The organism is Streptomyces sp. NPDC005963, assembly GCF_040638655.1.
Taxonomy (GTDB): Bacteria; Actinomycetota; Actinomycetes; order Streptomycetales; family Streptomycetaceae; genus Streptomyces.
In genome coordinates this window covers 1-16,286 of sequence record NZ_JBEXVD010000033.1, presented here as the reverse complement: position 1 = coordinate 16,286, position 16,286 = coordinate 1, and the positions used below count along the sequence as shown (strand labels likewise).

Annotated in this window: 14 protein-coding genes and 3 pseudogenes; 9 read left to right on the top strand and 8 right to left on the bottom strand. The window is 68.0% G+C overall.

Annotated features, from left to right (window positions below; all coding sequences use genetic code 11):
- Positions 1-204 precede the first annotated feature (204 nt).
- Positions 205-1,679 (top strand): annotated as a pseudogene (locus tag ABZ348_RS30360) (NF041680 family putative transposase).
- 341 nt (positions 1,680-2,020) lie between these two features.
- Entirely contained in the window at positions 2,021-2,632 is a 612-nt protein-coding gene (locus tag ABZ348_RS30355; RefSeq protein WP_358938464.1) for a hypothetical protein, read from the top strand.
- Positions 2,633-3,030: 398 nt separating this feature from the next.
- Here ABZ348_RS30355 and ABZ348_RS30350 read toward each other — a convergent pair whose 3' ends face one another.
- Both ABZ348_RS30350 and ABZ348_RS30345 read right to left on the bottom strand, forming a co-directional pair.
- A complete protein-coding gene (locus ABZ348_RS30350) occupies positions 3,031-3,363 on the bottom strand; it encodes a hypothetical protein (RefSeq protein WP_358938463.1) in 333 nt (110 codons plus the stop codon).
- A gap of 602 nt (positions 3,364-3,965) precedes the next feature.
- The gene (locus ABZ348_RS30345; RefSeq protein ID WP_358938461.1) at positions 3,966-4,589 is read right to left on the bottom strand and encodes a sigma factor-like helix-turn-helix DNA-binding protein; all 624 of its coding nucleotides are present in this window, start codon (positions 4,587-4,589) and stop codon (positions 3,966-3,968) included.
- Between the two features lie 1,680 nt (positions 4,590-6,269).
- Between ABZ348_RS30345 and ABZ348_RS30340 the strand changes: the two genes are divergently transcribed.
- From ABZ348_RS30340 to ABZ348_RS30325, 4 genes are all read left to right on the top strand, one after another.
- Complete coding sequence (locus tag ABZ348_RS30340) at positions 6,270-6,464, top strand: hypothetical protein (RefSeq protein WP_358881106.1); 195 nt, start codon at positions 6,270-6,272, stop codon at positions 6,462-6,464.
- Positions 6,465-6,531: 67 nt separating this feature from the next.
- Positions 6,532-7,287 (top strand): hypothetical protein, encoded by a 756-nt coding sequence (locus ABZ348_RS30335; RefSeq protein WP_358938459.1) that lies wholly within the window; start codon positions 6,532-6,534, stop codon positions 7,285-7,287.
- The gene (locus tag ABZ348_RS30330; protein ID WP_358938457.1) at positions 7,284-8,219 is read left to right on the top strand and encodes a hypothetical protein; all 936 of its coding nucleotides are present in this window, start codon (positions 7,284-7,286) and stop codon (positions 8,217-8,219) included. The genes ABZ348_RS30335 and ABZ348_RS30330 overlap by 4 nt, the downstream gene beginning before the upstream one ends.
- Positions 8,209-9,261, top strand: coding sequence for a serine hydrolase domain-containing protein (locus ABZ348_RS30325; RefSeq protein ID WP_358938455.1), 1,053 nt, complete (start codon positions 8,209-8,211; stop codon positions 9,259-9,261). The genes ABZ348_RS30330 and ABZ348_RS30325 overlap by 11 nt, the downstream gene beginning before the upstream one ends.
- Positions 9,262-9,479: 218 nt before the next feature.
- On the opposite strand, the gene ABZ348_RS30320 is transcribed toward ABZ348_RS30325, so the two are convergent.
- Positions 9,480-9,899: an erythromycin esterase family protein gene (locus ABZ348_RS30320; protein WP_358938453.1), complete on the bottom strand. Its 420-nt coding sequence runs from the start codon at positions 9,897-9,899 to the stop codon at positions 9,480-9,482.
- Between the two features lie 189 nt (positions 9,900-10,088).
- Between ABZ348_RS30320 and ABZ348_RS30315 the strand changes: the two genes are divergently transcribed.
- Positions 10,089-10,928 carry an IS5 family transposase gene (locus ABZ348_RS30315; protein ID WP_358938588.1) on the top strand — a complete coding sequence of 280 codons (840 nt, stop codon included), beginning with the start codon at positions 10,089-10,091 and terminating at the stop codon, positions 10,926-10,928.
- Positions 10,929-10,980: 52 nt separating this feature from the next.
- Here ABZ348_RS30315 and ABZ348_RS30310 read toward each other — a convergent pair whose 3' ends face one another.
- Together ABZ348_RS30310 and ABZ348_RS30305 are read right to left on the bottom strand one after the other, a co-directional pair.
- Positions 10,981-11,199: a hypothetical protein gene (locus tag ABZ348_RS30310; RefSeq protein WP_358938451.1), complete on the bottom strand. Its 219-nt coding sequence runs from the start codon at positions 11,197-11,199 to the stop codon at positions 10,981-10,983.
- Between the two features lie 169 nt (positions 11,200-11,368).
- Positions 11,369-11,887: a pyridoxamine 5'-phosphate oxidase family protein gene (locus tag ABZ348_RS30305; protein ID WP_358938449.1), complete on the bottom strand. Its 519-nt coding sequence runs from the start codon at positions 11,885-11,887 to the stop codon at positions 11,369-11,371.
- A gap of 660 nt (positions 11,888-12,547) precedes the next feature.
- Between ABZ348_RS30305 and ABZ348_RS30300 the strand changes: the two are divergent.
- A pseudogene (locus ABZ348_RS30300) lies at positions 12,548-12,730 on the top strand (hypothetical protein); the annotation flags it as partial.
- A 263-nt stretch (positions 12,731-12,993) separates the two neighbouring features.
- Complete coding sequence (locus ABZ348_RS30295; protein WP_358938447.1) at positions 12,994-14,982, top strand: hypothetical protein; 1,989 nt, start codon at positions 12,994-12,996, stop codon at positions 14,980-14,982.
- Positions 14,983-15,030: 48 nt separating this feature from the next.
- Here the strand turns inward: ABZ348_RS30295 and ABZ348_RS30290 are convergent, their stop codons facing one another.
- The 3 genes and pseudogenes from ABZ348_RS30290 to ABZ348_RS30280 form a co-directional block, all read right to left on the bottom strand.
- Positions 15,031-15,564 (bottom strand): SMI1/KNR4 family protein, encoded by a 534-nt coding sequence (locus tag ABZ348_RS30290; protein ID WP_358938446.1) that lies wholly within the window; start codon positions 15,562-15,564, stop codon positions 15,031-15,033.
- Between the two features lie 252 nt (positions 15,565-15,816).
- Positions 15,817-16,056: a hypothetical protein gene (locus tag ABZ348_RS30285; protein ID WP_358938594.1), complete on the bottom strand. Its 240-nt coding sequence runs from the start codon at positions 16,054-16,056 to the stop codon at positions 15,817-15,819.
- Positions 16,057-16,138: 82 nt separating this feature from the next.
- Positions 16,139-16,286 (bottom strand): annotated as a pseudogene (locus tag ABZ348_RS30280) (IS630 family transposase); the annotation flags it as partial.

Sequence of the window (16,286 nt, the reverse complement as noted above, 5' to 3'; positions counted from 1 at the left end):
TACGGATGCTGCGGGTCGGCCACAGCGCCACGGCCTGTGGCCCTGCTGATCGGGTAAGGGGATCAGGAACAGGCACTGAACTTGTTGTTTAACGTCCTCCTCTGAAAGGCCAGTTGGCCGCTGGTGGGCGATGCGACAGCGGTATGGCCTTGGTGTGATCATGTGCGTTGTCGAGATGCTGTTGATCATGCCAAGGCCGCGAGGGTGAGTCTGCTGCACGACGCTGTACGCGTCGAGTCCCTGACCGTGTTATCCCGGTTCTGGACCGACTTCTACGACTGCCTGACCGCCCGCGCGGACGCGCTGTTCGAGCTGACCGACGCCGTGCTGTGCACCGACGGACCGGTGCGGTCGCTGGTCGACCTCGCCCTTGCACCCGAGCACCGCCGGGGTCACGGTTCTCTCTACGCCGGCCTGAACCGCGGCGGGCTCGATGTCGCCCGGATGCGGTGGACGCTGGCAGGCGTGCCGCTGCCCCGGGCGGGCGACGGGCGGCTGGTCCTGGCGGTGGATGTCTCGCCGTGGCTTCGGCCGGACGCCGGGACCGTGCCGGACCGCTCGTTCTGTCACACCTACGGCCGTGGCAACGCCAAGCACCAGATGATGCCCGGCTGGCCGTACTCGGTCGTCGTCGCCCTGGAGGCCGGCCGCACTTCCTGGTCGGCGTTCCTGGACGCGGTCCGGCTGGCCCCCGGCACGGACCTGGCGGCGGTCACCGCCCGCCAGGTCGGCGAGGTTGTCGAACGGCTCGTCGCGGCGGGCCAGTGGACCGAGGGCGATCCGGACGTCCTGATCGTGCTGGACGCCGGATACGACGCCCCGCGCATCGCCCACCTCCTGTCCGGGCTGCCGGTCGAGATCCTGGGCCGGACCCGGTCGGACCGGGTGATGCGCCGCCCGGCACCCTCGCGGGAAGAGTTCCACCTGGCCAATCCGAAGGGCGGACGGCCGCCCAAGCACGGCGGCGAGTTCGTCTTCGGCAACCCTGCCACCTGGGGTGAGGAACAGGCCGCCACCGTCACCGACACCCGCCTCTACGGCAAGGCCAGCGCGCGGGCGTGGGACCGGCTGCACCCGCGGCTGACCCAGCGGGCCGCGTGGCTCGACCACGACGGCCCACTCCCGGTCATCGAGGGCACCGTCATCCGCCTGGCCGTCGAACACCTGCCGTCCGGCGGGGTGAACAAGCCGGTCTGGCTGTGGTGGGCGCGCACCGGCGCCCCCCGGCCGACGTCGACCGCTGCTGGCAGGCGTTCCTGCGACGATTCGACATCGAGCACACCTTCCGCATGCTCAAGCAGACCCTTGGCTGGACCCGGCTCCGCTTGCGCGACTTCGCAGCTGCTGACCGCTGGACTTGGCTGATCATCGCCGCCCATACCCAACTCCGCCTCGCCCGCCCGCTCGCCACCGACCTGCGCCGGCCGTGGGAGAGGCCAGCCCCGCCGCACAAGCTCACCCCGGCCCGGGTCCGGCGCGGGTTCCGGAACCTCCGCACGACGACTGGTTCTCCAGCCGGTGCACCGAAACCCACCACACCCGGTCCCGGCCGGCCGCCGGGCTCGAAGAACCGGCAACCCGCAACCCGCCACGACGTGGGACGAGTCCTCACCGGCAGCGAGGCATACCAGCGACCGGCACACCACAAGGTCGGCACCAAACCACGACGAACTGGTTAAAAAACAAGCTGAATGAAAACCCCCGTGATCACCGACAAAGGGACCAGGTCAACAAGTGTCGGCCCCGCGCTGCGGGGATGCTCCGCCGTCGAGCTGGTCCAGGGTAGAGACTCGGGCGTCGGCCCCGCGTTGCGGGGATGGTCCCTTATTCCGGGTGGGATTTCTGAGAACTTCCGCTGGTTGGGCAGCCGATGGCGATCTCGTTGCTCTCTGACGCGAACGGTTCTCACCCCCGGGGGTCCCTGGCTGGCAGCCGGCGCCAGGCCAGGTTCTGGCTGCCAGCCCGCGGCGGGTCCGGCGGAGATGGGCCGGGTGACGGAGCCGCGTCGGGACGCTCCTCCATGCTCCCCTACCGTGGCCGAACGGGAGGCGAACCGGAAGGAGCTGGCCGCCCCGAAGACAAAATCGAGTACGCGCGGATACTGAAAGCCCAGGGCGAGTCCCTCGTGCAGATCGCCGCGAAGACCAAAATCCCTAAGACCTCGCTGCACTGCTATCGAGCAACCGCCACCGCAAAACGAAAGCGACATGCCAGCATGAGCGCCCACGAGCAGGATGATCCGGGCTGCGTTCCCGAACTCGCATGGTGGCTGGACGATCCGGAGCTCTGGAAGCTCCTGGAGTTCGAAGGGCAACATGACGCCGATGGCCTGCCCGTCGATCTGAGGCGGAAGGACCGTCAGCGGCTCCTCGAAGACCTGATCCGCCTTCCTGGACTCGTCGACATCGACTTCGCGCGGTTCCTGTTGTCCCAAGAGACTCAATGGCATGGACACGCCTGGGGTTTCAGTCACACCATCGAGATCGCCGCCCTCCTGGTGGCCGAGCACCGCCGAGCCCAGGACATTGGCTCCTATGGGAAGCGGTCGTCAGAAGCTTCGACACCTGGGGTGGCTTCCAGCCGCACACCCTGCTGTTCGCTGCTGCGACCTTCCGCACGATCGAGTACGTAAGCGCCTCTGACCACCCGCAGCGGAGCAATCTCCTTGAACACCTCCACAAGATCCCCGAACCCTCTGAGGAAGCAGTCATCGAACACCTGGCAGACCGGCGCTGCTACTACATCGAGATCCTCAATGAACTCGATGCACCATAGGATCGCGCCACCGTCATCCCGGTCCCTCACCCCATGGCGAGTGCAGGGCCTTCGGGTATCAGCGCAGACGGCTAGCTGTGAGCACCGATACCTCCATCCAATGACCCTGGGGGGCGAAATCGGTCCCCCTCGCCCGCTACAACCGTTGATCGTGCGGCCGTGTCTCCAAGCGGGCCCCTGTCGTCACCCCGATGTGCGCCCCGGACCTTCAAGTCCGGGGCGCACATATGATCTTGCTGGTGGGCCGGTTCGAGGTCAGCGACGCGGCGGGATCTGGAGCGCGGCAACCCATGCCCCGAAGGCGAACTGCAGCAGTTGGAACGCGGCGCCCGCCTGGCCGATCGCGAAGCACACGACCGCCGCGGTGACCGCGACGGTGCCGCTCCAGAAGAGGCCGGCGCGCGTGTACGTACGGCACATCCGGGCGGCTTCGGCACGCTTGGCGCGGCGGCGGTCACGACGCAGCCGCTTCACTCGTCCACGCTGGGCGGCGAGCCTGCGCTTTTCGGCCTCGATCAGAAGGTCGAGGGCGGTGACGGTGCCGGGGAAGTTCTCGCCCTGGTGGCCGGACTGGAGGATGCTTGCCATGGAGCTGTGTCCTAAGGTGTCGCAGTTCCCGTCGCTCGTGGTGTGGAGCCGGTCGAGCAGACGGTGCAGAGACACCCGTGTGTCCCTGCACAGACACCAGTAGGGCCGGACACCCAAGCGTTTGCTCCTGGGTGTCCGGCCCTACGGAAATTTCGACGGGTTACGGCCTGGGTGCCCCCTGTCCTGCCCGATCGGCGAATCGCGACACCGTGACGGTAGCCAGCACCGCGAACAACCCAAGCCGTGCACCACGAAGCTGATCAGCCAAACGGGTCCGGGGAGGGAGCAACCCCTTGACCGACAGTAGGGCGATGAGGACCGAGTCCAACCACCGCACGACCCTGTAGTGAAGCAACTCGGCGAGGGTACCCATCGCGAGCCTGTAGTCCTTCTTCATTGATTACTCCCTCTTGCCGGGCCTCTGCCCGGATCCCCCAAGAACATCCACTTGTCTTACATGCGCCTGATTGCAGTCAGGTCGTCCCTCTGTGCTGGGTGGCTGCCGCCAAGCAGCTCACCTCTGGCGGGCAAGCAGCCCACCTGCGGTGTGCACGGACCCGGCATTGCCGCGAGCCGCGCACCCGCAGGAGAGGATGCTTGCCTCAGGCGAGGCCAAGCCGCCCCCGCAGCGGATTCGCCTTCACCTTCGCCCGGTGCACGGCGTTGCGTACCGCGCCGCTCGTGAGGCCCAGCAGCCTCGCCGCCTCCGCCGCGGTGTAGCCATCGAACGTCACCAGCGAGATCGCGATCAGCTCGCCCGGGCTCAGCTCCGCCGCGAGCGTCTTCCGGTAGTAGTCCAGCTCCATCTGTTCCTCCACGGAGGCCGCGACGGAGTCCAGGTCGAACTCCACCGAGTACCCCGGCACAGGCATCGGGGCTTCCTCCAGCACCCAGGCGTCATCGCCGATGAGCAGCTCCTTCGCGCGCTGCTGGGCCAGGCGGATGTGGAACTTGCGCACAGCGTTACCGAAGGCCTTCGCCGCGTACTTCTTGATCTCCTCCACCGGCCCGCTCTTCAGCCGGGTATGCAGGCCCTGGAAGGCCTTGTCGGAGACGTCGCCCTCGTGCACCTCTCCCACCCTCACGAGGACGTGACGACGGAACGAGGGCTCGTTGCTCCGGACATATCCCCACTGCGACCGCGAGGTCGAGGGCAGCTCCTCCTCGGGGAACAACAGAGGGAGGATGCTGTCGCGCTGACCAGGGATCAGCATCTTCTTCTTCACGGCGCTTGGTCCTTCTTCCGTTTCCAGCAGGATCACGGTCCGCCCCCGGGCGCCCCGTACTAACTCCAGTCGCCGAACCAGGAGATCCGTTTGACACATAGAACGTGACCTGCATCACAGCGGCCCTCAGCGGGATGGAGTTGACCGCTGATACTGGTGTCACCCAGCCCGCGGCTCTACGCCCCGTCGTCACGTCGCAGAGCTCTCAGCGGCTCCGAGTGCGGGGGGATGCTGCCCCTTCGCCCCGTCGGTCGGCGCCACCCGTCAAGGATTGGGATTGAGGACCGTCGCGGTGGGGTTCGGACTCACTTGAGGAGCTTCCGTCTTCTGGACGCCACCAACTACGAATGTGCCGATCGTGATGACTGCGACAGCCGCGGTGAGGGCGTAGAGAAGCCTCTCCCCCTTGGATGTTGTGCTTGCCGCACCAGTCCCGGCCACTGGCGCGGTCCACCGATAGATACACATGGCAACGGCCAGTGCCCCCAGTGCCACGATGGCTGTGGCAACGTCGAGCGTTACGTTCAAGACGGCCCCCTTGGGTCCAGGGCCTGCTCGCGAGACGTCGAGTCCAGGCAGGCAGGCCCTACCGGCTGAGCCCACCTCGGGCTCATCCCCCTCCTGGAGGCGCAGGCTCTGATACGGCGAAGGCCCACATCTCCATTGAGAGGAGAGGTGGGCCAGCGACGACAGGAAAGAAGGTCGCACTCTTCACAGCAAAAGCAAAATCGATCTGCGGTTTTATGCAAGGAACCACTTGCATCCCAGGGCGGTTACCGGCCAGACAGTCCGAAAACAGGTGGGGGCGTAAACGGTCGATTCCGCCCTCACCTGCGAGTCTAATTGGGAGAGCCCGCCCACCTGCGGGAACGGTGCGATGGTCCTTTCGGATCCGGTCCGTCTTTCAGCACGGCCGTGGCGCTCGCGGCCGGTGCGGTGGTGGCGATCCACCGCGCCCATCATGATCCCCGGCTCGCCTGCATGCCGCCGCCCGACCGGCCCGGGGTCGGCTACCGCTGCCGCTGTTACGGCCGACCGGTCCGGGTGCTGGTCCTCACCGATACCGATACCGATGCCGGTACCGGTGGTACCGGTGGTACCGAAGCCGCGAGGGCGCGCGGGCGGCGGCCCGGCGCGAGGGAGGCGCGGTGACGCCCGAGGGGCTCACCGTGCCCGTACCACCGGCTCGCAGGGTGCGCTGCGCGCGGTGCGGGTGCTTCACCGGTGCGCCGGTGCCGACAGAAGCCGGGCGGTACGCCTGCCCCGGATGCGCGCACGCCATGACGCCCCGGCCGCTGCCCGGGGAGCTGGACCCGGACCGAGGCGGCCCCCCGTACGGGTGATTCACCGAGCGGACCGCGGGCGGGTGCGCGCGGGTGAGCAGGGTGGGCGGCGGGTGGCAATCCGCCATGCGGGTTTCCGGGGCGGGGCGGGTGGGGTGGACGCCGTCGGGATCGCCTGCCCAGCCGAGGGAGAAGCGTTTCTTCGCGGCTCCATGGCGATGCACCTTGTTCACTTGATCAGGTGAAAAAGGGTGACTTGCCATGGCGAGTCGTTGCGCAATCGGGTGACCATCTCGTGACGGCACGTAACCACGCCGGTCTGTCCGTCGCCGGTATTTGCCGTGCGACGCCGGTTGACCCGTCCGAAAAAGCGGGCGGCAGACAACCTGGAGGAAACATGTCAGTCCACACCCCCATCCGTACCCGCACCGTCCGCGCCGAGGCCGCTGAGCGCACCGCCGTGCGCGGTCTCTTCACCGAGCCCGAGGCGGCCGTCAGCGGCGCCCCGGTCTACGCGCCGGAGGCCCTTCTGCTCCTGCTCGCCGCCGTTCTGCTCTCGCCGCGTCAGCCGAAGCAGCCGAGCGGCAAGTAACACCGCTCACCGCCACAGCAGTGCTGATCACTTCTGGCTGATCACTTCTAAAAGAAGGTGAGACCCCATGTCGCAAGCGGACTCCGCACCGTCGGCTGAATACGGAGCGGCGGTGGAGAGTCTGGCCGCACGCCTGCTCGATGCCCTGCGGGGCACCGGGCACTCCGCAAGCCTGGCGGTGCACGTGGATGGCGCGGCGGACACGAAAGCGGCATTGGCCGCGGTGCGGGTGCTGGGACCTGATGTCTTCGCACCCGCGCTGTTGGCCTCGACGGCCTTCGGGCCGGACGACTGGGATGTGGTGGCGGAGGCGCTGAGCGTCTTCCCCGCCTCTCCCGAGGACCCCCCGGAGATGGTCTGTCTCGGCCAGGCGACCAACGCCCTGCTCACCCGGTTCGCGCCGGGGGCCGACCAGGTCCCGGCCCCGGCCATCGAGGAGCAGGCCGACCGGGAGCCGGGGGTACCGCTGCTCCCGGAGACTCTGCACTGGCGCCCCTGGTCACAGGGCATGGCCCGGCTCTCCTCGCTGGCGCTGCCCGGTCTGCCGGGCCCGGTGACCGAACAGGCGGTCCGCAGGGTGACGGCGCTGAAGCGCGGGCTCACCCGCTCGATGCTGCGCCGCGACTATCCGACGGCGGCACGGCTGGCCCGCTGGGCCGCACTGGTCCAGAGCCGGGGTGCCGCGCTGCCCGGTCTGGACACCGAGCCCGTGGTCGAACATCTGGAGCTGTGCGGCGCCGTCGGCGCCCGGACGGTTCTGGACATCGAGATCGCGGCTCTGCTCATTCCCGGGCGGCAGGAACGGAAAGGGTGCGGCGCATGAGCACATCGACCGGAGCACCGGCGACCCGCCGGCAGATCGCGCACCAGGTGGCCACCCGCGCCATCGGCTGGCTGCACACCAACCGGAGCCGGGGCTCGCTGCCGCCGGAGTCCCGGGAGGTGCTCGCCGATCCCGATGGCTTCTACAAGCCGCTGGGCGAGCTGGCGCTCGCCGCCTCCCTGGTGCTCCGTGAGGGCATGGCCTCGTCCGGCGAGCAGCAGTCGGCCCGGGATCTGCTCGACTTCGCCTGGGGGCAGCTCGCCTCCGGTGATCTGCTCTACGAGCGGCAGATGCGGTTCCCGATGATGACCGACCCGCTGGAGATGTACACCCACTTCGCCCGGGTCGGCTACCGGCACGACCGGCTCCACGGGCTGGTGCGGCATCTGGGCTCGATGGCCTCGCACCGGGGTGCCGAGATGATTCCCAACCGGCGGATGGCGGTGGCCAACGCCGCCCGGGTCGCCGGGATCGAGCGCCAGGCGGACTGGACGTCACTGATCGAGGCCACCTGGCTGGGGCACACCCCCGAGCCCTGGATGATCGACTGGATGACGGCGTACTGCATGACGCACACCGTCTTCCACGCCACCGACTGGGGAGCCGAGCCGCATGGGCTGCCACCCCGGATCCGGGACTATCTCATCGACTGGCTCCCGGTCTGGATGGACGCCTGGGCGGAGATCGAGGAGTGGGACCTGCTCGCCGAGCTGATCATTGTCGACGCCTGTCTGCCCCAGCCGCGGTGCGAGGCGGAGTACTGGGAGCGGCTCGCCGCCGCCCAGCACGCCGACGGTCTGGTGCCGCGCGACGGGCAGCCGATCGACGAGGACCCGGACCAGGCGTTCCTGGACAACCGGCACACCTCCATCGTGGCGATCGTGGCCGGCACCCTGGCGCTGTCCCGGCTCGGCGACACCATTGACGTCTGACCGCGTCCAGGCACCGGACGCGCTGCTGGAGCGGGTCGCGGCGGCGGCCCCCCGCCGGGCGGCCACCGTGATCGCGGTGTTGGCGGGGGGCGAGACCACCACCTTCTGTCAGGGCTTCACCGACCGGTCGCGGCGGGAACCGGTCACCGACCGGACCCGGTTCGAGCTGGGCTCGGTGACCAAGACCTTCACCGCGCTACTCTTCGCCGATATGGCCGCGCGCGGCACCGTCAGCGCGGATGAGCCGCTCAGCGCGCGGGTCCCGCGCTGGGCGCTGCCGCGCGGACCGGCGGGTGCCGACATCACCCTGGAGCAGCTGGCCACCCACACCTCGGGTCTGCCCCGGCTCCCGCCGGGTCTGCTGCGCACCGCGGTGCCCTCCTGGACCACCAACCCCTACCGGGGCTATCCGCCGGGAAGGCTGCTGGAGTCACTGGCCCGCACCCGGGTGGACCGTGCCCCGGGCATCCGGGTGCGCTACTCCAACTTCGGCGTCGGTCTGCTCGGTCATCTCCTCGCCGAACAGGGCGGTACCGAGTACGGCGCCCTGCTGAACGACCGGGTGCTGGAGCCGCTGGGCATGCTCGACACCACGGCCGACCCCGGCGAGCCCCAGGCCACCGGGCACTGGCACGGCAGGCCCCGTCCGCCGTTTGTGATTCCCGGGCTGCCGGGTGCCGGAGTGCTGCGCTCCAGCGCTCGTGATCTGCTGCACTATCTGCACGCGCTGATCTCGCCGCCGGACCACACCGTGCCACAGGCACCGCTCCGTACCGCGCTGCGCGAGGTGGCGCTGCCGCGCCCGCGTGCCCAGGGCGGCCCAGCCCTCGCGCTCGCCTGGAGCAGACATGAGCTGCCCGGGGGACAGGTGATGCTCTCCCACTCGGGTGCCACCCGGGGCTTCAGTACCTTCATCGGTTTCAGCCAGGACCCGGCGGTCGCCGTGGTGGCGCTGGCGAATGTGATGCCCAATCTGCGGCTGCGGTACATCAACGCCGCCAATGAGCTGCTCTGGACCCTTGTCCGGCGGCCGAGCGGCTGAGATATCCCCGGCGGCGTTCGGCGCGGGTGCCGGGTGCCGGCTGCCGGGTGCCGCCGGCCGGCGCGGCTGGTCGGCAGGGCGGGTCAGCACGGCCGGTTCGGTGTGGCTGGTTCGGTCCGGTGTGGCCGCACACCGCGGGGTCCGGTACGGGAGTTGTGCGCGCAGGTTCGGTGCAGGGTTCGGCACACGGATTCAGGACGCGGCTTCAGAACGTAGCTTCAGGACGTGGGTTCGGAGTGCGGGACCCGGAGCGGCCGGGCCGGGGTGACCTTCCGCCAGTGCACGATCACGTCGAACCACTGGGCGAGCGAGCCGCCCGACAGCTGGTGCGCCCGGTCGTCCGCGGGGTCGTACCCCGGTCCGACGAGACGGGTCCGCGCCGGTGCGGTCAGCCAGCGCCAGACCCCCGCCGGGGGTACTCCGCTGCGCAGATCCAGCAGATAGGCGTCGTGTCCGGCGCTGCCGAGGACCGCTTCGGCGTAGTCCGGCGGGGGTACCGGCGCCGGGCCGTGGTGGAACGTCAGCCCGAGCGAGACATAGTCGGCGCCGAACCGCTCCCGCAGATAGCTGCCCGCGTTCCGCTCTGTCCCGGGGGGCAGCCGGCCGCAGCGACCCGTGGCTGGCTGTATCCACGTCACGGTGAACACCCGCCGCTCACCGATAAACTGACAAAGGCACAGCGTTCCCAACTCGCCGCCCCCTCCCGCTCCTGCTGCTCGGCTAGATGATTGATTCCGAGGTCAGTGGTCGTGGGCGGTCAGTGATCGGATGACGGGTCCGCCAGTCTTGTGGTTGTGTCAGATTGCGGCGGTCAGGGCGAGGAGTCGTTGCAGGATGCGGACGGTGACTCCGGCGGGTGTGCGGCCACCGTGCCGTTCCAGGTCGAGCCCCTGCTGACGAGCTGGCGCGACGAGAAAGCCCGGCACGGCCTGAACATCGGGCACCCGCCGCAGCACAACCTGAGGGATCTGCTCGACGCCATTCTCTACGTGGCCCGCACCGGCATCCCGTGGCGGTATCTGCCCCATGACTACCCGCACTGGAACACCGCCTACCACTGCTTCGGACGCTGGGAGAAGGACGGCATCTTTGAGCAGCTCAACGCCCTGCTCCGGCGCCGGGTCCGCGAGGACGAAGGGCGAACCCCGGAGCCGACCGCGTGCATCATCGACGCGCAGAGCGTCAAGACGTCGACCAACGTTCCCGCCCGCGACCAAGGCGCCGACGTCGGCAAGAAGATCGTCGGCCGCAAGCGGAGCATCGTCATCGACACGACCGGGCTGCTGCTGACCGTCCTCGTCACCGCCGCCAGCGTCCAGGACTCCGTCGCCGGCCGGACCCTCCTCGACCGCATCGCCGCCGTCCACCCCGGTGCCCGGAAGGGCTGGGCCGACCGCGGATACCGGGAATACCTCGTCGACCACGCTGTTTGCCTCGGCATCGACCTCGAAGTCGTCCGCCGCACCCCCGGCGCCCGCGGCTTCACTGTCCTCCCGCGCAGGTGGACGGTGGAGAGAACGCTCGGCTGGCTCATGCAGCACCGCCGCCTGGCCCGCGACTACGAAGCCCTCCCCGCCCGCTCCACCGCCATGATCTACCTCGCGATGATCGCCCTCATGGCCCGCCGCCTCACCCGCGAATCAGCCCCAACCTGGCGAGGAGCCTAAACCGCCATCAACAGCCCATCTCGCGATGAAACATTGGGCAAAAAACACCCTCTCAGTTCCCTCGTGCCTCCAGCGGCCGCGCTCGCTCGAAGACTTTGGCGTTCAGTTCGGTCATGTGCTGATGGTGGTCCCTATCGGCGGTGCGGCCCCGTCGGCCGTTGCCGTAGTGAACGGCCGTCCCCGTGGGCAGGTCGAGGAAGTCGACGCTGCAGGTGTCGTGTTCGTGGTCGCACAGACAGGTCCAGCGCTTGTGGGTGACCTGCCCGCCCACTCCGGTGGGCCCTCGCCGAGAAGACGGATCAACTCGCCCCGATCGCTGCTGTACCGGCGGGCACTGGGCGAGGCCGTCTCCACGGCGCTGGCGGTACGCGACGGCGCGCCGTCGGCTGGCCCCGCACCCACGTACGCGCAGGTGCAGGCCCTCGTCGACGGGCCCGGCGTCACGTGCCGGTGAGCTTGTCGAGGTCGGGGACGTAGACGGTCATCCAGTGCGGGTTCAGCCGGTAGTAGACGACCTCGCGGTCCCAGTCGAACGGGTCGTCGCCGTAGAAGTCCTTCAAGTAGGCGAGGAGTTCCTGCCAGTCGGCCGTGGTCTCGCCGTCCTCGGGGTTCAGCTCCTCCACCGTGCCGTGGGTGAACACGCCGAGGTCCTCGCCGCGCATGTGCGCGACGCTGGCGGCCGGACAGGCCGCGAGATGACCAGCCTTGGCGGCGTTGCGCGCCGTGCCGAAGTGCCACCGGCCGTGCAGGAAGTGCCCGTCGGCGCCGCTGATCCGCGGTTCGCCCCTTGCGGTCACCGTCGAGAGGGCAAGCGTGCACATGCCGGTGAGGACCCCGGTGAGCTGCGCCGCCGTGATGGTGCAGCCCTCGACTATCGAGCGGAGGTGTGCGGTCGAGCCGGAGAGGGAGGAGTCGAGGAGGGACTGGAGCTTGTCGAGTTCTTCTGGGGTCTCGCGCATACGTCCATCGTCGACCGTAAACCCGACACCTTCTGTCGTCATTGATGAAGCAGCGGTGAGGTTGCTCCGCGCGGGTTGCGCTCGGTGCTGCGTGGATGGCAACAGGTGGGGGGACGAACGCCGGGACCTGTTCATGTGTTCGCGGTTGATTGACGAGCTGTGATGCCGTTGGTCCTGCTGTCAGGCCGCACGACACGGTGTTCCCTTGAACTGATTGAGCAGCCATGATGCGCCGCCGTGACGGATTTCGTGGTTCCTCTCGCCATCGCAGTGATCGGGTGAGTGGCAACCGGCTTGGGGGCGGTTGTTGGGGCGCGGGCAGCTAAGCCGTCGAGTGGTAAGTACAGGACCAAGATGCCGTCGAGCACGGTCACTGAATGCGCCAAGAACGCCTCAACACCTACGAGAGCTTTCTTGAAGCCTGGGATGAGTGCTGCGCCTCTCCCAAGGATCTGCTGACGCCGACTCCAATGACGCCGACTCCAAGTCGTTTCAAGCCGGGCCAAGTTCTTTTGTCAATTCAGAAAAGCCAGCCACAACATTCACGCAGTAGTCACGGGAGAGCCGGATGGCAGGGAAACCGTCATGTCCGGTTCGGCGGGAGGCCGTGCGGAAAGGGCTTGCCACAGGCAGACACCTCACCGCGCGGCCGACCCAACCGGCTGGCTCATGCTGAACCGGCGCCTGGCCCGTGACGACGAAACCCTCCCGGCCCGTTCCGAAGCCATGATCCACCTGGCCATAGGCGACCTGATGGCCCGCCGCCGCACCGGCGAAAGCGCCAGAGGAGCCGGACGCGAGGGTTGGACCATTCACGGAAGCCACCTTCACAAGGAGAAATAGCGACGAAAGGCCCATTGAGGAAGGGCCCTGGTGAGGACAGGGTCTGAACTATCACTCGAGGGTTGGGCCCATAGGCCGTGATAAGGCGGGTTCCTCGGGTACCGGATGCGGTGGGCGTGAGCAGGTGACCGTCGTGTCACCGCGGATACCCGGCAGCGAGGGGACGTCTGGCCTCCGGCGAAACGTGACCCTGACCATATGAACCGCGTAGTGGAACTGATGGACTGACATCGAACATCCGACCGATTGAGGAGGATGAACGCTTGATCAGCAGACGCTCCACTTTCGTCTTACGCATTCTGGCCGCCGGAGCCGCCGCCGGCTTACTCGTGGGGGCCGGTACGGCAAGGGCCACCGACTTCACCCCCAGCCCCTCCCCGAAGAGCGCGCCGTCCGCCCGACCGGCCGCCGGACCCGAAAACACGGCTGCCGCCGGGAACCGGCCGGTTTCGGGCAAGAACCCGCAGGCCGGCCCGGCCTGGACTCAGGTGGCAGGGGTGTGGCAGGTCAACACCACCGAGACGGTCCTACGCAACACCGTGACCGACAAGGACAATGACACAGCGAACCTGACCTTCGAGGTCTACACAACTGACGCCTTCGGAAAGCCGAAGGCACAGGTGAAACTGGACAACAGCCAGTTCGGCGTCCTCGTGTCCAAGTTCGTGCCGTCCGGCTCGGTGGCGGAAGTCAAGGTCGAGCACGGGAGACTGAAGCCGGGAGTCACGTACGCCTTCCACACCTCCGCCTACGACTCCACTGGCCTGTATGAGACCGTGTGGTCTCCCTGGGTCAACTTCAAGATCCGCAGCCATGCCGTTGGCATCAAGCTGGGTGAACCCAACAAGAACGCACCGCCTCTGAACCAGGACGGCCACCAGCACCGGCAGGAGATCGCCCCGCCGACTGTTCGGCCGGTACCACCGGCCGAGCCGCCCATCGGCCGCAGCGCGGCAGACGGCTGGAACTGCGGCGAGGTGAACCAGAAGACAAACATCCAGCCGTGCTCACGCCTGGTCCCGGACAACAGCAAGAAAACCCGTGACGCCCTCACCAAAGGGACAAGGGCGCCGCTGCCCCACCTGGTCGACTGGTGCGCGGGACTCGGCGGCTCGCACATCAAGCGGTATGAAGCATGTATCGGCAGCTTCGCCTTCGAGTATGTCGGCATCGTGGTCAAGGACGGCCAGCCCACCGGTGAAGTCCTCAACGCCTCGTGGGCCGTCGGCCAGGAAGTAAAGCTGGCCGGAAACTCGGCGACGTTCACCCAGCAACTTGTCCTCGTGCCGGTAGCAATCGACGCGAAGTTCATATCGGTGACACTGGACGTGCGCTTCGACTGCATGATGCCGGACCGGTGCACCAACGGCCCGCATTCTTGGACCGGAGCACTGGAATGGCTCGGCGCGAATCCGTTCTCGCACACAGCGGTCGGAAGGATCGATCACACCTGGAGCGCAGCCAACCAGGCCGACCTGCTCGATCTGTCCACCAAGATCACCGCCTACTCGCCGGTGGCGAACCCGTCGGCATCACGTTGGCAGGCCGACGGCGCTCAGATCCGCTGCGACAAGATCTCCTCCACGACACCGGGATGCACCTTCTACAAATACATCCCCACGTGGGTGATGAACTTCGACAAGACTCCGGCCGCAGTCGCCCACGCCTGGCTCATCCAGGCCAAGCTGCCGAACCACCCGGGGAGCCAGACGCACAACAAGCCGATGTTCTTCCTGCCGGAGGCGGCCAAGAACGCCCCGGGACGTGACCCGAACAAGAACCGGGACGTGATCTGTCCCAAGAACCCCGACGGCTCAAGCTGGGCGAGCAAGCACGGCAACCCGGCCGCGACACCGGTCCCGGAGATCAGCGCGGGAGACAAGGTGTCGTGCGACGAGTTCGCCTACGCCTCCAGCTACAACTCCGGCGGCATGCCCGGAGGCGTCATCGGAGGCATGAACCCGGTCACCTCGGGCGACCAGTGCGTACAGACCTACGCCACCCGCGTCAAGCAGGGCGAATGGCACCTCTACGACGACGAGCGCCAGGCCGCCCCGAAGTGGAATGAGGTTTGCGGCCGCTCCGCCATGTCCAGCTGGATCAACTCGACTTCCATGGGAGGCGCGTTCAGCGCCGGCTTCTCCGGAAAATACCGACTGCTGGACAAAGACCCCTACTGGGTGAACTTCCCGCAGTTCGCACACTGCGACGCCTCGAAGGCGACGGTGGCCTGCACGGTCCCTAAACCATAAAAGACAGGTGGTCCGGCAAGGGCACTGCCCTGCCGGACCGCCCCGGCATCACCGAGGACCCTCCAGCAGGACCCGCCCTTCAGGGGCCTGGGGCTCCTCATCGGGGGACACCCACGTCAGCCCTCCACACCCCGTCAGTGCCGGCCAATTGTCCTCATCGCGCCGGCCGTCAGGTTCGACGAGGCAACGACCCTGCTCCAGCGCGTCGGCGATCTCGGCGAGCCACGCCTCAAGCGGCCAGCCCAGGGCGGAGCCATCCGGGATGAGGGCTGGCTCACGATCGACCACCCACTCGCCAAGACATCCGTAAGACGACTCACCGGGACGGGCATCGACATAGAGCCCGTGCCACATGTCGTCCGGAACGCAGGTGATCGGAAGACGGCCCGGCTCCCGCTCCCAGTCCCGCGTCTGCATCTCATAGGCGCCGCGCACCTGCTCCAGTCGATACCAGCCCTGCCCGCCCGGCAGGAACCCGGCGGGCCACCAGCTCTTCCCGTCCCCAGGGTCGTCGATACCGTCGTGAAGCCGGTACAAGGCGCGTAGCGCCGGCGGAAAGGCCACACTCGCAGCCTCTTCCACGGCCGTAATGTCGGCGTCAGCGGCGGCAGGGCGCAGCAGCGCGGCGGACGCCGGGGCGTGAGCTCGCAGCCACGTCTCCACACGCTCCCAGGCAGCAACAGCCCGTGCGGCCGGGTCTTCTAAGTTCCCAGGACCTTCCATGCCACCACCGTACAAGCGGGCCCACTCCGCCAAGTACGGAACAGGTCCGGGGGCCGTGCCGTCGAAAGCGGTCCGGCCCGGAGTTACCGCTGCTACGGCAGTACCCCCGGGTCAGCCCGGCTCTGAAGGAGCCCGTGCACTCGACGCCCGCCCGGTGCAGGACACCGAACGACCTTGCCCAGGAACGCAGTTGGCGGTGGCCGGGAACTCCAGCTGAGCGAGCGAAGCGCCCAGGGTGGTGATGACGGCAGCAACGTGGATGTCCTTGTGGGTGTCCACCCCCAGGATTATGTCCTCGGCCTCCTCGCCCGGGGCTGGAACCCGCTGCGCGGGCAGCGTCGGCTGGGGCATGCTGATCACGGTCACGAGGCTCCTTGGACTGGGGCTGGTGGCTGGCGCCGGTCCGGTGGGCGGTCAGAACTGTGACGGTGGTTTGTCCAGCGTGCGGCTGCGGGTTCAGCGGGCCGAACTCGTCCAGGCAGAAGGCCACTTCCGGCTCGCTCTCCTTGGGTATGACCTCGCGGTCGGCGATCGCGTACAGGTGTTCCACTCGGGCCTTCTTGGTGGTGTAGTCCGGATCG